The sequence below is a fragment of the Clostridium pabulibutyricum genome, assembly GCF_058242705.1.
Genome location: NZ_JBZAYZ010000002.1, coordinates 228010 through 240854, shown reverse-complemented (window position 1 = coordinate 240854; position 12845 = coordinate 228010). Strand labels below are relative to the sequence as shown.

16 protein-coding genes are annotated in these 12845 nt (G+C 32.1%); 12 read left to right on the top strand and 4 right to left on the bottom strand.

Annotated elements, in window-relative coordinates; translation table 11 throughout:
• Window positions 1–2: 2 nt before the first annotated feature.
• A complete protein-coding gene (locus tag AC4CVH_RS04480; RefSeq protein ID WP_490786538.1) occupies window positions 3–332 on the bottom strand; it encodes a hypothetical protein in 330 nt (109 codons plus the stop codon).
• Between the two features lie 80 nt (window positions 333–412).
• Window positions 413–1435 carry an AI-2E family transporter gene (locus tag AC4CVH_RS04475; protein ID WP_490786537.1) on the bottom strand — a complete coding sequence of 341 codons (1023 nt, stop codon included), beginning with the start codon at window positions 1433–1435 and terminating at the stop codon, window positions 413–415.
• Window positions 1436–1687: 252 nt separating this feature from the next.
• Between AC4CVH_RS04475 and AC4CVH_RS04470 the strand changes: the two genes are divergently transcribed.
• The 6 genes from AC4CVH_RS04470 to AC4CVH_RS04445 all read left to right on the top strand — a co-directional run bounded on the left by AC4CVH_RS04470 (window position 1688) and on the right by AC4CVH_RS04445 (window position 5401).
• Window positions 1688–1951 carry a hypothetical protein gene (locus AC4CVH_RS04470; protein ID WP_490786536.1) on the top strand — a complete coding sequence of 88 codons (264 nt, stop codon included), beginning with the start codon at window positions 1688–1690 and terminating at the stop codon, window positions 1949–1951.
• Window positions 1952–2115: 164 nt separating this feature from the next.
• The gene (locus AC4CVH_RS04465) at window positions 2116–2505 is read left to right on the top strand and encodes a GntR family transcriptional regulator (protein WP_490786535.1); all 390 of its coding nucleotides are present in this window, start codon (window positions 2116–2118) and stop codon (window positions 2503–2505) included.
• Window positions 2506–3204 (top strand): ABC transporter ATP-binding protein, encoded by a 699-nt coding sequence (locus AC4CVH_RS04460; protein ID WP_490786534.1) that lies wholly within the window; start codon window positions 2506–2508, stop codon window positions 3202–3204.
• On the top strand, window positions 3204–3956 hold the full coding sequence (locus AC4CVH_RS04455) for a hypothetical protein (RefSeq protein ID WP_490786533.1): 753 nt from the start codon (window positions 3204–3206) through the stop codon (window positions 3954–3956). The genes AC4CVH_RS04460 and AC4CVH_RS04455 overlap by 1 nt, the downstream gene beginning before the upstream one ends.
• 134 nt (window positions 3957–4090) lie before the next feature.
• Window positions 4091–4942, top strand: coding sequence for a DegV family protein (locus tag AC4CVH_RS04450; protein WP_490786532.1), 852 nt, complete (start codon window positions 4091–4093; stop codon window positions 4940–4942).
• Between the two features lie 6 nt (window positions 4943–4948).
• On the top strand, window positions 4949–5401 hold the full coding sequence (locus AC4CVH_RS04445; RefSeq protein ID WP_490786531.1) for a PadR family transcriptional regulator: 453 nt from the start codon (window positions 4949–4951) through the stop codon (window positions 5399–5401).
• Between the two features lie 63 nt (window positions 5402–5464).
• On the opposite strand, the gene AC4CVH_RS04440 is transcribed toward AC4CVH_RS04445, so the two are convergent.
• Window positions 5465–6193 (bottom strand): TerC family protein, encoded by a 729-nt coding sequence (locus AC4CVH_RS04440; protein WP_490786530.1) that lies wholly within the window; start codon window positions 6191–6193, stop codon window positions 5465–5467.
• Between the two features lie 274 nt (window positions 6194–6467).
• Here AC4CVH_RS04440 and AC4CVH_RS04435 point away from each other — a divergent pair, with 274 nt between their 5' ends.
• The 5 genes from AC4CVH_RS04435 (at window position 6468) to rlmH (ending at window position 11208) form a co-directional block, all read left to right on the top strand.
• On the top strand, window positions 6468–6767 hold the full coding sequence (locus AC4CVH_RS04435; RefSeq protein ID WP_490786529.1) for an ATP-dependent Clp protease adaptor ClpS: 300 nt from the start codon (window positions 6468–6470) through the stop codon (window positions 6765–6767).
• A gap of 2 nt (window positions 6768–6769) precedes the next feature.
• Window positions 6770–8998 carry an ATP-dependent Clp protease ATP-binding subunit ClpA gene (gene clpA, locus AC4CVH_RS04430; RefSeq protein WP_490786528.1) on the top strand — a complete coding sequence of 743 codons (2229 nt, stop codon included), beginning with the start codon at window positions 6770–6772 and terminating at the stop codon, window positions 8996–8998.
• Between the two features lie 69 nt (window positions 8999–9067).
• Entirely contained in the window at window positions 9068–10246 is a 1179-nt protein-coding gene (locus AC4CVH_RS04425; protein ID WP_490786527.1) for a YibE/F family protein, read from the top strand.
• A gap of 82 nt (window positions 10247–10328) precedes the next feature.
• Entirely contained in the window at window positions 10329–10643 is a 315-nt protein-coding gene (locus tag AC4CVH_RS04420) for a hypothetical protein (RefSeq protein WP_490786526.1), read from the top strand.
• Between the two features lie 85 nt (window positions 10644–10728).
• Window positions 10729–11208: a 23S rRNA (pseudouridine(1915)-N(3))-methyltransferase RlmH gene (gene rlmH, locus AC4CVH_RS04415; RefSeq protein WP_490786525.1), complete on the top strand. Its 480-nt coding sequence runs from the start codon at window positions 10729–10731 to the stop codon at window positions 11206–11208.
• Window positions 11209–11454: 246 nt separating this feature from the next.
• Here the strand turns inward: rlmH and AC4CVH_RS04410 are convergent, their stop codons facing one another.
• On the bottom strand, window positions 11455–11550 hold the full coding sequence (locus AC4CVH_RS04410) for a putative holin-like toxin (protein ID WP_490786524.1): 96 nt from the start codon (window positions 11548–11550) through the stop codon (window positions 11455–11457).
• A 474-nt stretch (window positions 11551–12024) separates the two neighbouring features.
• Between AC4CVH_RS04410 and AC4CVH_RS04405 the strand changes: the two genes are divergently transcribed.
• On the top strand, window positions 12025–12480 hold the full coding sequence (locus AC4CVH_RS04405) for an AraC family transcriptional regulator (protein ID WP_490786523.1): 456 nt from the start codon (window positions 12025–12027) through the stop codon (window positions 12478–12480).
• The last annotated feature ends 365 nt before the right edge of the window (window positions 12481–12845 follow it).

Genomic DNA, 12845 nt, shown 5'->3' with positions numbered 1-12845 from the left:
AGCTATAAAAACCACCAGAGCCAGAAAGGAAATCCCCATGGGTAGCAGTTTCTTCCGTAACATGAATTTCTTCTTCTTCTCCTATGTCTTCTGGATCGTGTTAAATCTTCATTTTCGTCTTCACTATCATTAACACTGTTTTCATCGTCGTAGTAATAATATGGATCCTCGTATGGAACGGGAGGCATCATCATGTAAGGATACTGTATCATACCGTAGGGCATCATGCCATAGGGCATATAATTTTCATCAATATTGTTGTCCTCTGTGTAGTCAGGTTCCTGAAGCTCATCTTCCTGGTCATATTGGTTTTCCTGGTCTTTGCAGTCCATTTAAATCCTCCAAATAATTTAATACAATATAATTTATGTTTATCCTATTTGGTTTGTTACAATATTTGAGCTTTGAAATTTTAATGTATTTTAACATCCAGGAGATCAAGTATGAACATAAATAAAGGAATTCCTATGAGCAGGCCCCACATGCCAAGTATGTGTTCTGATGCTATTAAAACTATAAAGGTGAAGAATATAGGAATTTTAACTTTTGAAGACATAAGCTTTGGATTCAATATGTAGCTTTCCACACAGTGAATTATGGCTATCATTATAAGCACATAGAGTACTTTTTGTATACCGCCTATACTAAAAGCTATGAGTGTAAGTGGAATAAGAGATATTATAACTCCGGCAACCGGTATAAGGCTTAAAACAAATATCATGAATCCCAGAGTTAGAAGCTGTGGAAAATTTAAAAATGATAGTGTTATAACAGATAAAGCAGTATTTACAAAAGCAATTACTATTTGAGCCTGTATAACTTTTCCAAATGAATTTAAAAAGTTTTTTCCGAAAAATATTAAATATTTATATACTCCCGAGACCTTGCTGTATTTAAATTTTTTAACAAACTTTGTAATAGATCTTTTTTCCAGAAGAAAAAACAAGCTTAGCATTAGTGCTATAAATATATTTACGCTCCATTTTCCTATATCGGAGGCAAGCTGTATTGATGCATTGAATCCGGATTTTATGTAACTTTTTATATCTATGTGATTTAAGGCACTTGCTAAATATTTCTGAATAATACCATTGCTTTGAGTATGTGGATCTGAAAACTGCAATTCTGAAAAATAACTCAGCATGGACTTGGTTTGATTTATAAGCTGAGGTATGTATTTTATTATTATAAATACTATAGAAGAAAACAATATAGCATATAATACAGCCGTAACTATGTTTTCCTTGAAAACTGTTACGTTTTTGAAATTCTTTAAGATTAAAACTTGAAGACTATTCATTATGTAGCAGAAAAGAAAAGTTAAAAGAAACAGATCAAGCATAGATTGAAATTTATAAAAGAATATTATTATAAGAACAAATAGTAATACTCTTTTTGTAGATTCTTTTGAAAAAAAGTCCAAGATAAAATTCATAAGAGCTCCTCTCACTATTGATGTAACTAGGGTGTAATTATCATTATAATGATATTATAATAATTAGTTGTCTGAAATTTCAAGACATATTTTAAAAAATTCTTAAAATGTTAAATAATCATGGAAAATGAAATACATTGTTGACATAAGAACATATGTTCGCTATAATGAAATAACAAAATAAATTTTATCATATTTACAAAAACAGGGCATATAATTTATTATTATGAGATTTGCATTGGAGGGTTTTGCATGAACAAGTATAATCTTTTCCTTAATATGAATTTTAGTGGAAATTCTACCGCGAAGTATAATAGAAAAAGTATTAAAATAAAAAGCATAAGTGGAGATCCCACGAAGTATTTGATAGGCAGTGGATTTATAAGCAAAAGAGTTGGCAATATTACATATAGGGCAAGGACAATGAGAGAAATAAGGGATATCACTATGAACCATTCGCTATTTAAAGATGAATCAATAAACTATAAGGTTGGTATAATACCAAAAAGTATATAAACAAGTTTATTTGTAAAACTATTGATTGAAATTATCGATAGTTTTTTTATTTTTTTAAATAAAAAAGGTTGATTAATACAGAATAATGGTGTACTATATTAGTAGTACAGTAATTATATTAAAGAACTTTACTTTTGAGTTACTTTAAAAATGGAGGTGTATATATGTCGGATGAATTTGATCCTAATATACCAATTTACAAACAGCTTATGAGTATAATAAAAAGGAAAATAATACTCGGGAATATAAACCCTGGAGATAAACTTCCGTCTATAAGGGAAATGTCATCAGAATTCAAGGTTAATCCAAACACTGTTCAGAGGACTTATCAGGAACTTGAAAGGGATGGAATAACTTATACACAAAGAGGAACTGGAAATTTTGTTAAGGAGGATATCAGTATGGTTAAAAAGCTTAAATCTGAAATGGCTGAAAAAATTATTGACCAGTTTATAACTGGAATGAAGGGTTTGGGTTTTTCGGAGAATGAGATAGTTAATACTGTAAAAGAAAAAGTGGAAGACGCAGAGATTAATAGAAAGGGGGAAGTTTAAATGGAGGATTTAATTTTAAAAGCTGTAGATCTCAGAAAAAAATATTTTAAAAAGACATCGTTGGACGGCCTTAACCTGGAAGTCAGGAAAGGAAGAATTGTAGGACTTTTGGGACCTAATGGAAGTGGAAAGACTACATTTTTAAAAATAGCTGCGGGAATTTTAAGACAGACTTCAGGGGAGATATTGATAAATGGAAATAAGCCGGGAGTGACAACAAAAGCTCAGGTATCATATCTTCCAGATAAGGATTATCTTTTTAAATGGATGAAAATAAGGGATGCTTTTGACTTCTTCAATGATGTATATAAAGATTTCGACTATGACAAGGCAGTAGAGCTTTTGAAGTTTATGGATCTTGATATAGAAAGCAAAGTCAAGTCACTTTCAAAGGGAATGAGTGAAAAATTATATTTGACTCTTGTACTCTCTAGAAATGCAAAGCTTTATATATTGGATGAACCTCTTGGTGGGGTGGATCCTACAACAAGGGAAAGGATACTTGATGCTATAATAGATATATACAGTGAGGACAGTTCAATACTCATAACTACACATCTTGTACATGATATAGAAAGGCTTTTCAACGACGTAGCATTTATATCAAATGGTAAAATAGTTATGCAGGGCGATGCAGAAGAACTCAGGTCAGAGCATAAAAAGTCAATAGATGAAATATACAGGGAGGTGTTCAAGTAATGTTTAAACTTGTAAAATATGATCTAAAAGCTTATTATAAAGATTTTATAATAATGGCAGGTGCCATAATACTTTTAAATCTGGCACTTTGCATTAAAATAAACAAGTGGCCGAATGAGGGGATACTTGGAATTAATATGGCTATAAGTTTTGCGGCATTTGTGGTAGTGTTCATATGGAACATACTCGTTTTTTCAAGAGATATATATGGAGACAGCGGGTACCTTTTGTTTACTACCCCGAAAAGCGGTGCTTCAATAGTTGGAAGCAAGATTGTAACTTCTCTTATTCAGTGCCTTATAATAGGGTTCATAGCCATTTTCACAATGTTTTTGTGGGCGGAGCTTTTGAAGGTGACTTCTGGATTTGTATTTTATGTAAGAGATATATTTGATGTCATGATAAATGAAGTGCATTTTAAGTTTATGCTGTTTTTGTTGATTTCTGCTATAGTTGTGTATGTAACTTTTCTGCTTACAGTGTATCTTTCAATAACACTGAGCAAAGTGGCAATTAAAGACAGGAAATTTGGTAAACTTGGAAGTTTCATTATTTTTGTACTGCTTGTAGTTGTACAGGGAAAATTGGAATTCATTGTAGAGGACATATTCCCGGCAACATTCAGAATGCAGATGATTAATAATTCGGGATATATTGACATAAATATTGCCAGCACAATATTCGGTATTGTAATTGCATGTATTATGTTTTATATCACGGCATATTTACTTGAGAATAAATTGGATTTATAGATTTTAGTTAAAAAGGGTGCAGCTTTAAAGCTGTACTTTTTTTATATATCAGTACTGATATATGTCAGTATTGATATATAACTTATAAATGATATAATTAATTATATATTATGATTTTGTAGGAGGAATAAACTTTGGAAAAAATAGCGCTTATAACAGACTCTACAAGTGATTTGCCTGATGATATATTGAAAAAATATGATATAAATGTTATGCATTATAGAATCATATACAAAGATAGAGAGTACCTAGACAAGATAAGTATAACTTCGGAGAAGGTTTATGAAGATCTACATAAAGAAATACCAACATCTTCAATGCCGCCTGTAGATGAAATGGAAGGAACTTTTTCAAGGCTTGAGAAGGAAGGATATACTCATGCTATAGTTGTAACTTTGTCAAGTGGACTTACTGGGTTTTACAACGGTATAAAAATTGTGAGTGAAAATCATCCTAAAATAAAAACGTACATATGTGATTCAAAGTCAATATCAGTGGGAGAAGGAGTAATAATACTTGAATGTGCAAAACTTATAGAGAAGGGATTTAAATTCGATGATATAGTAAGTAAGATTCCAGGAATAAAGAAAAGAATAAATCTCTTTTTTATTGTAGGCACACTTGAATACCTTAAAAAAGGCGGAAGAATAGGAAAAGTGTCGGGTACAATAGGAGAACTTTTAAATATAAAACCAATTGTAGCTATTGATCCTACAGATGGAAAATATTATACATATGATAAAGTGAGAGGCAGAAAGAAATCAATAACGAGAATGATAGAAATATCGAATAAGATACTTGATGCAAAAAAGTGCAGTTTCTACATAGTGCACGGAAATGCAATTGAAGATGCAAAGAGAATATATAATGAGGTAAAAAAACATGCAAATATAATTGCTTCTAAATTCTGTGGAATATTAAGCCCTGTGGCAGGTGCACACAGCGGGCCGGGACTTGTTGGACTTGTGCTTTTCGAGGAAGAATAGATTAAAATGTCAAGTTCAGGATTTTCAAAGGATTATGAAGATGAAAAAACGTTTTTATATAAGCAGTATAAAAAGAAAGCTGGAGATTTAAAAAAAGTAAAAAAGGAAAGCGAAGCTGTAGGCCAGGTGTTTACAAAAGGACTTCTACCTCTGTATGTGTTGTATATTTTAAGTCTCAATCCCACAAATGGAAATGATATATCCCATAAGATTGGTGAAAGAACAAATGGAAAATGGATTCCAAGTACCGGTGGAATTTATCCTCTTCTCAAGAAGCTTGAAAAAGCCAATATGGTAGATGGGAAATGGGATGATTCAAAAAATAATAAGATGCAAAAGATATATACTTTAACCGATGATGGAAAAGTCGAACTTGAACACAGAAAATTTCTGCTCAAAAAGAAAATAGAAGAGGCACTGGATGTTTTTAAAATAGTGTACAGTGACCTTTACAAGTAAAAATTCATAGAAAACAGGAAAGAAATCATAGAAAAATTTCTTTCCTGTTTTCAAATACTTTATTTAGCTGTATTTTCTTTTTGAATTTTTTTCTTTGTACTCTTTAAATGAATAGGAGGAGGATTTTCTTATGCAATATATTCCATATATTATAGTGAGTACTGCAGCTCCATAACTTACTACATTTACACCAATAGGTGATAGAAGATTTTTTGTCAGAGAGTCTTCAAAAATCATTTTAAATGATGTATGTGCAAGTATTGCGGCGCCTATGTACGTTACTATTGGATATTTGTTCATTAGGTCTGCCACAAGTTGACTTCCGAAGAATATTATAGGTATATTGAGTATCAGACCGAATACTATGAGTGCGTTGTTTCCATGAGCAAGGCTTGCTATGGCAAGTACGTTGTCAAGACTCATTGTTGCATCTGCTGCGACTATGCTTAAAACAGCACCTGTGAATTTATTTGAAGTATGCATATGTATGTTTGTACTGTCTTCATGTACCTTTTGGGGTTTTATAAAGCTCACAGTAATGTATATAAGTATAATTCCGCCTACAAGTCTTATAGGAAGCCACTCTATCATAAGTATGTAGGTTATGAGACATGCAAAGATTATTCGTAAAACTACTGCGGAAATTACTCCAATTAAAGATGCTGCTTTTGCATGTTTTTTAGGGAGATTTTTTGTAGCAAGTGCAATTACGCCGATATTGTCACCGCTTAAGACTATGTCAAGCAGTGTAATTTGAAAGGCGCTTAAAATAAAAGCAGTTAAATTTTCCATATTCCTAAAACTCCTTGTTAAATTTTATTTTAAATTGTTTAAATATATTTTATCATAAATTCATAAATACATAAAGCAAATAACTTATAATATAGTTATACTGTATTGCATATAAGTTTTTTTAAACTATATACGTATCCTGATTTTTAATATATGTATATGCATGGAAAATACTAAGATAGTATTTAAATTTTACAAAATCGTACTTTATACACTTTTATTGAAAACTGTGATAAAATGATTCTAAATAAATTATTCTTTGGAGTTGTTATTAATGCAGTTTAAGGTTGAAGAGCATAAAAAACCTGAAATTCAAGTTAAAGAACCAAAGTTGTATAGAGTGATAATATATAATGATGATTACACTACCATGGATTTTGTGGTGATGATATTGATGCGAATATTTAATAAAAACAGGGAAGAAGCTATTCAAATCATGTATAATGTACATAATCTTGGCAGTGGCATTGCAGGTACTTACTGCTGGGACATAGCACAGACAAAAATGTTTCAGGCAAGACGAATGGCAAGAAGCAGTGGATTCCCGCTAAAATTTAGTATGGAAGAGGAATAACCATGAAATTAGATAAAATAGTGAATGAAATTATAAATGCTGCTTATGATGAGGCAAAATACCGCAGACATGAATATTTTACACCGGAACATATTCTCTATTCCTCAATTTTCTTTCTTGAAGGAATAGACATAATAGAAGGCTGCGGAGGGAATGTAAAGGAAATGAAAACAGACCTTATGCAGTATTTTAACGAACATATGGTAACTGCTGAAAATACAGAGCCGGTTGAAAGTATACTACTGCAGAAAATACTTTCCGCTGCAGGAGAACATGTTTTATCTGCAGAAAAAGAAATTATAAGGCTTGGTGACATATATATATCCATATATGATGAAGACAAGAGTTTTGCAAGTTATTTTATGAAAAAGCAGGGAATAGAGAGAATTGATATTTTAAATTATATAACTCATGGAATCTCGGAGAAAAGCTCTGGCCTTCAATATGAAAATGAGTCAGGTCATACCCTTGATGAGAATTCACAAAGTACAGGGATAAATCTTCGGGATTTTTCCGTGGAACTTGTAGAAAGAGCAAGGGATGGAAAAATTGACCCGCTTGTAGGGAGAGAGGATATACTTGACAGGACAATGCAGGTTCTTACGCGGAGGACTAAAAATAACCCGATTCATGTAGGTGAGCCTGGAGTTGGCAAAACAGCTATAACAGAAGGACTTGCAAAAATGATTGCAGATGACAGTGTACCAGATATTTTAAAGCACAGCAAAATATATTCATTGGATATGGGAGCGATACTTGCAGGTACAAAGTACAGGGGGGATTTTGAAGAGAGAATAAAAAGCCTTCTTAATAAAATAGAAAAAGAAGATAATCCAATCGTGTACATAGATGAAATTCATACAATAATAGGAGCTGGTTCTGTGTCAGGAAACTCTCTTGATGCAGCTAATATTTTGAAACCATTTTTAACAAAGGGAAGGATAAAATTTATAGGTTCTACAACGTATGATGAATACAAGAAAGTATTTGAAAAAGATAAAGCTCTTTCAAGAAGGTTTCAAAAAATAGAGGTAAGCGAACCATCAAAGGAAGATACTCTAGTTATACTCGAGGGTATAAAGTTGCAATATGAAAAGTTTCATAATGTTGTTTACGACAGAGAGGCACTTGAAGCTGCAGTTGAACTTTCAAGCAAATACATAAATGACAGATTCCTTCCTGACAAGGCCATAGATATAATAGATGAAGCTGCGGCTTATAGAAGGCTTCATGGGAAAGAAAAAGAAAGGATATGTATTTCCCGGAGTGATATAGAAAATACAGTTTCGATGATTGTAAAAATTCCAAAGGAAAGTGTGTCCGAGGATGAAAATAGCAAATTAAGGTGCCTTGAGGAGAATTTGAGGGAAAAAATATTTGGGCAGGATGAGGCGATAAAGTCAGTTGCAATGGCCATAAAAAGATCAAGAGCAGGTTTTAACGAAGAAAATAGAACTGTAGCAAATTTTCTTTTTGTAGGGCCTACGGGAGTTGGAAAAACGGAGCTTACAAAACAACTTTCAAAGGTACTTGGAATTAAACTTTTGAGATTTGATATGAGTGAATATCAGGAAAAACACACGGTTGCCAGACTTATAGGTTCACCTCCTGGATATGTTGGATATGAAGAAGGGGGACTTTTGACGGATTCTATAAGGAAAACGCCATATTGCGTATTGCTTCTTGATGAAATAGAAAAGGCACATCCAGATGTTCTAAATGTACTTCTTCAGATAATGGATTACGCGACTTTGACGGATAATTCTGGGAGAAAAACAGACTTTAAAAATGTAATACTCGTAATGACTTCAAATGCAGGAGCCAGGGATTTGGGTAAATCACTCATGGGTTTTGGAGACAGGATCATGAAAAGTGATGCAGTAGATAGGGAAGTTGATAAGTTATTCTCACCGGAGTTTAGAAACAGGCTTGACGATATTATAATATTTAATTCACTTAATGAGGACATGTCGCTTCTGGTTGTAAGAAAAGCACTTGATGAGTTCTCGGATAAGCTTAAATCTAAAAATATAAATATCAGGGTCACAGAAAGGTGTTTTAAGTTTCTTGCACGTAAAGGTATGTCAAAGGAATATGGAGCAAGGGAAATAAACAGAATAATAAACAGGGATATAAAACCGAAGTTTGTTGATATGGTGCTTTTTAACGAAATAAATTCAGTTAAAACTGTAGTTGTAGATGTGGAAGATGAAAAGATAAAAATAATTTAAACTTTTGAGAAGGTGTTCCAAATTTCTAATTTCAAGAAAAAACTAATTTTTGCTGTTATAGTTTTAGGTGTGATTTTTATAATTTTTGAAGCTTTTGGATTTTACAGTAGGAGCAATCCAACCAATGCTTCTGTTCATGGAAAAGTGGTAAAAGTTTATAAAACATCGAATTCCAAGGACAAAAATTCTATAAGGTATTCTTATGTTGATATAAAGATAACATCTGGAAAAATGAAAGGGAATATAATAAAGGTTCAAAATTCAGTAAGCGGAAAAATAAATGACGAGAGCAGCAATACCCAGGGCTTTGCGAGATTAGGCGACAATGTTCTTGTGAATTTGGATAAATATAAGACAGGAGATCCAAGCAGTGCATATATATATGAAATCGTAAGATACAGGTATCTTTATGAGCTCTCAGGTGTATTTGTAATACTGCTTATTGTTATAGGCGGGTTCAAGGGGCTTAAATCAGTTATAACTCTTGGAATAACATGTATTGCAATAATCAAGGTACTTATACCTCTTGTGATAAACGGGTTTAATCCGGTATATACATCTTCCGCCATATGTATTTTTCTCATTGTTGTTAACCTTACTATAATAAGTGGCAGAAACAAAAAAACGCTTGCGGCCATTATTGGTACATCCGGAGGAGTTATAATTGCAGGAGCAATAGCGGTATATTCTAATTCAATATTGCGTGTTACAGGCCTTACGGACGATGAAATGCAGACTATAATATATACAGTACAGAATTCACATTTCAACTTTCAGGGACTGCTTTTTGCTGAAATAATAATGGGTGCACTTGGTGCGGTAATGGATACAAGTATATCCATAGCATCTTCTATAAAGGAACTAAAAGAAGTCAATCCAGGTATGAATATGCGGGAACTTGTAAAGTCGGGGATGAATGTGGGAAAGGATGTAATGGGCAGTATGTCAAATACATTGATACTGGCTTATGCAGGCGGTGCCATGTATCTTATGATAATGATAGCTTCATATTCTTATACAACATCAATCTCTACTGCGATAAATCAGGACATAATTGCATCAGAAATATTAAAGGCACTTGCTGGAAGTATAGGGCTTATATTTTCAATACCAATAACTGCTTTTGCTGCAGCATTTTTTATGACAAAAAGTCCAACGAAAGAAAATGATGATTTTCAAGGTGAAAGTGTTGATGTGGTTTATGAAAAGTTCAAGAAGTTTTTTTCAAAAAATTATAACAAGAGGTAATTCTAATTTGCAAGTAACATTTACTAATTCCTAAAAATATACTGGTATAGGATAAAAAATCAGTGTAGAGAGGGATGGCAAAGTGGATACCGTAATAAATTTTTATATAATTGATGATAATGATAGAAAAAAAGTAATGGAGCCGTATGAAAGCATACAGTCTGATGATCCAATGTACTTTAATCTCAAACCTGACGATACCATAGTCTTGAAATCTGATAATGTTGAGTACTCTGTGGCAAAATGTGTGAAAAATTTAGGGCAGGGTGAGCTTGATGTATACCTAAACAGGATAAAGAGCAGTGAAGAAGTGATGGATGATATTCAGGAGATGGCAAGCAGAACATTAAAGAGTGTACTGAGATCTTTAAAAGATACATTAGATTCTGGAAAATAACTGTTTTTGACTTTGAATTGGGGAGCTTTTCTAAGCTTCCCAATGAGTTTTAACAAAATCTAATTTTTAAGAGGTGTGAATATATATGAATATTAATATACTTAGTGTTGGAAAATTAAAGGAAACATATTTAAAGCAAGCTGCAGCGGAGTATTCAAAACGACTTTCGAGATACTGCAAACTAAATATTATAGAGGTTCAGGATGAGAAGGTTTCAGAGAATGCTTCTGAAAAAGAAAAGAATATCGTAAAACAAAAAGAAGCTGAGAAGTTGTTTAAATACATTAACAGCAATGTATATGTTATTGCACTTGATCTTGGCGGCAAGATGATAACTTCGGAAAATTTTGCAGATTACATAGATGATTTAGGCATATCAGGTAAAAGTGATGTGGCATTTGTGATTGGAGGATCACTTGGTATTTCGGAGGAAATCTTAAATAGAGCCAATTTTAAACTTTGTTTTTCCAAGATGACGTTTCCTCATCAACTCTTTAGGATAATTCTTCTTGAGCAGATTTATCGTGGATTTAAGATAATTCACGGAGAACCTTACCACAAATGACGTAGCTTTTTTGTGTAATGGATTCATATGAGAGGATTTGAGGAATTATACTAAAGATAATGTTCACTAAAATTTTATGAAAATATGATTTTAAATTATAAAATGTGTTATAATATAAATACAAAGAGAGAAAATAAAAACAGGATGCTGGTAACATCCTGTAGTATACAATCTAGTTGCTTAGGCAACTGGTATTACTAAATTTTTAAAACAAAAAATAGTAGTCTCCATTTGCGGACGGGGCTACTATTTTTTTATTTCTTTAATAAGTAAAACTATAAATGTTAATAGTGAAATGAGGAATAATCCTGCTTCAAAAAGTAACATTAATATGTCTCTCATTGTATCACCTCCCTTCAACAGGGATGAGTGATACCAGTAGCCCACATGCAACCTATTCAATTGTACGAGTAAATTATAGCATGTTTAATAGAATAATTCTACAGAGGGTATTATTTCCTAGCTAATAAATTATATAGTTAGGGACTTTAAAAAGTGCTGCATATAATTATACGGGAAAGAATCCCAAACAATCTGGAGTACATAAAGGTATCATGTCCCTGATATCCATTGCATCTTCAATTTATAAATCAGGATGTTATTTTAAGTGAAATAGTTAAATCAATAATAGGGAGTATTGAACTAATGCTGTCGGGTTTATTTATTGTTATAGGTGCATCTTATTTGTACTTTAGGCTTAAGTGAATTAATCATGTTATTATGAAAGTTGTTTTAAAAAATAAGTTGAAATATATTTTAAATCATAATATGATGAATTTAGGCATCGATGTACTTTATATAAAAAGAAGGTAAACTATGAATACTAATATTGAAACGATACCGGAACATAAAATTGCATATATACGAAGGACAGGAGCTTATGGCTCGGAAAATATAAAAATAATGGAACAATTAAAAAATTGGGCTAGGGAAAGAAATTTATTGGATGAAAATTCAATTATACTGGGAATAGCACAAGATAATCCTGAAATTACGGAATCTAAAGATTGTCGTTATGATGTATGTTTGATTATTTCAAATGAATTTAAGATCAATAATAATTATATTAACTTTGGCAAAATTGTTGGAGGCAAATATTGTGTATTTAAAATAAATCATAATGCAGAAGCTATGAAAACGGCCTGGCTGGAAATATTTCCAAAGTTGACAAAACGAGCTTATGTTTTTGATTCAAAAAGACCTATAATTGAACGTTATGCAATGCCAATGTTAAGGGAGCATTATTGTGAAATTTGTGTACCCATATTATAAAGTTACTTAAATACTAAAATAAAAACACTATTGTTACTGAAAAATAGGATACAGTGACAATAGTGTTTTCTAAGTTATTCAATAAAATCAACTCCAAGAGGGATCTATCAACTAATCTATGGAACCTATATTTTGCAAAGGCACACGTCTCAAATAGAACGGTCCAGCAGCTTCCCAGGCCTAAAGAAGTTGCAAAAAGTTCAATATATGTAAACTGGGAAAAGGAAAGGCTATTGGAGAATTTCCAAAAGCTCTATCCTACCAAGAACACTATCTAATAAATATCTTTTTTATTCTTCTCAAGGTGAGTTCCATCTATTAATCCTTTCTCTAATAATTTACCTGTTATGTGAAATAAAAAATAG

What these genes read in the sequence shown, in the direction of transcription:
- AC4CVH_RS04480 (WP_490786538.1), bottom strand. Translation starts at nt 332, where the DNA reads ATGGACTGCAAAGACCAGGAAAACCAATATGACCAGGAAGATGAGCTT.
- AC4CVH_RS04475 (WP_490786537.1), bottom strand. Translation starts at nt 1,435, where the DNA reads ATGAATTTTATCTTGGACTTTTTTTCAAAAGAATCTACAAAAAGAGTA.
- AC4CVH_RS04470 (WP_490786536.1), top strand. Translation starts at nt 1,688, where the DNA reads ATGAACAAGTATAATCTTTTCCTTAATATGAATTTTAGTGGAAATTCT.
- AC4CVH_RS04465 (WP_490786535.1), top strand. Translation starts at nt 2,116, where the DNA reads ATGTCGGATGAATTTGATCCTAATATACCAATTTACAAACAGCTTATG.
- AC4CVH_RS04460 (WP_490786534.1), top strand. Translation starts at nt 2,506, where the DNA reads ATGGAGGATTTAATTTTAAAAGCTGTAGATCTCAGAAAAAAATATTTT.
- AC4CVH_RS04455 (WP_490786533.1), top strand. Translation starts at nt 3,204, where the DNA reads ATGTTTAAACTTGTAAAATATGATCTAAAAGCTTATTATAAAGATTTT.
- AC4CVH_RS04445 (WP_490786531.1), top strand. Translation starts at nt 4,949, where the DNA reads ATGTCAAGTTCAGGATTTTCAAAGGATTATGAAGATGAAAAAACGTTT.
- AC4CVH_RS04440 (WP_490786530.1), bottom strand. Translation starts at nt 6,193, where the DNA reads ATGGAAAATTTAACTGCTTTTATTTTAAGCGCCTTTCAAATTACACTG.
- AC4CVH_RS04435 (WP_490786529.1), top strand. Translation starts at nt 6,468, where the DNA reads ATGCAGTTTAAGGTTGAAGAGCATAAAAAACCTGAAATTCAAGTTAAA.
- clpA (WP_490786528.1), top strand. Translation starts at nt 6,770, where the DNA reads ATGAAATTAGATAAAATAGTGAATGAAATTATAAATGCTGCTTATGAT.
- rlmH (WP_490786525.1), top strand. Translation starts at nt 10,729, where the DNA reads ATGAATATTAATATACTTAGTGTTGGAAAATTAAAGGAAACATATTTA.
- AC4CVH_RS04410 (WP_490786524.1), bottom strand. Translation starts at nt 11,550, where the DNA reads ATGAGAGACATATTAATGTTACTTTTTGAAGCAGGATTATTCCTCATT.
- AC4CVH_RS04405 (WP_490786523.1), top strand. Translation starts at nt 12,025, where the DNA reads ATGAATACTAATATTGAAACGATACCGGAACATAAAATTGCATATATA.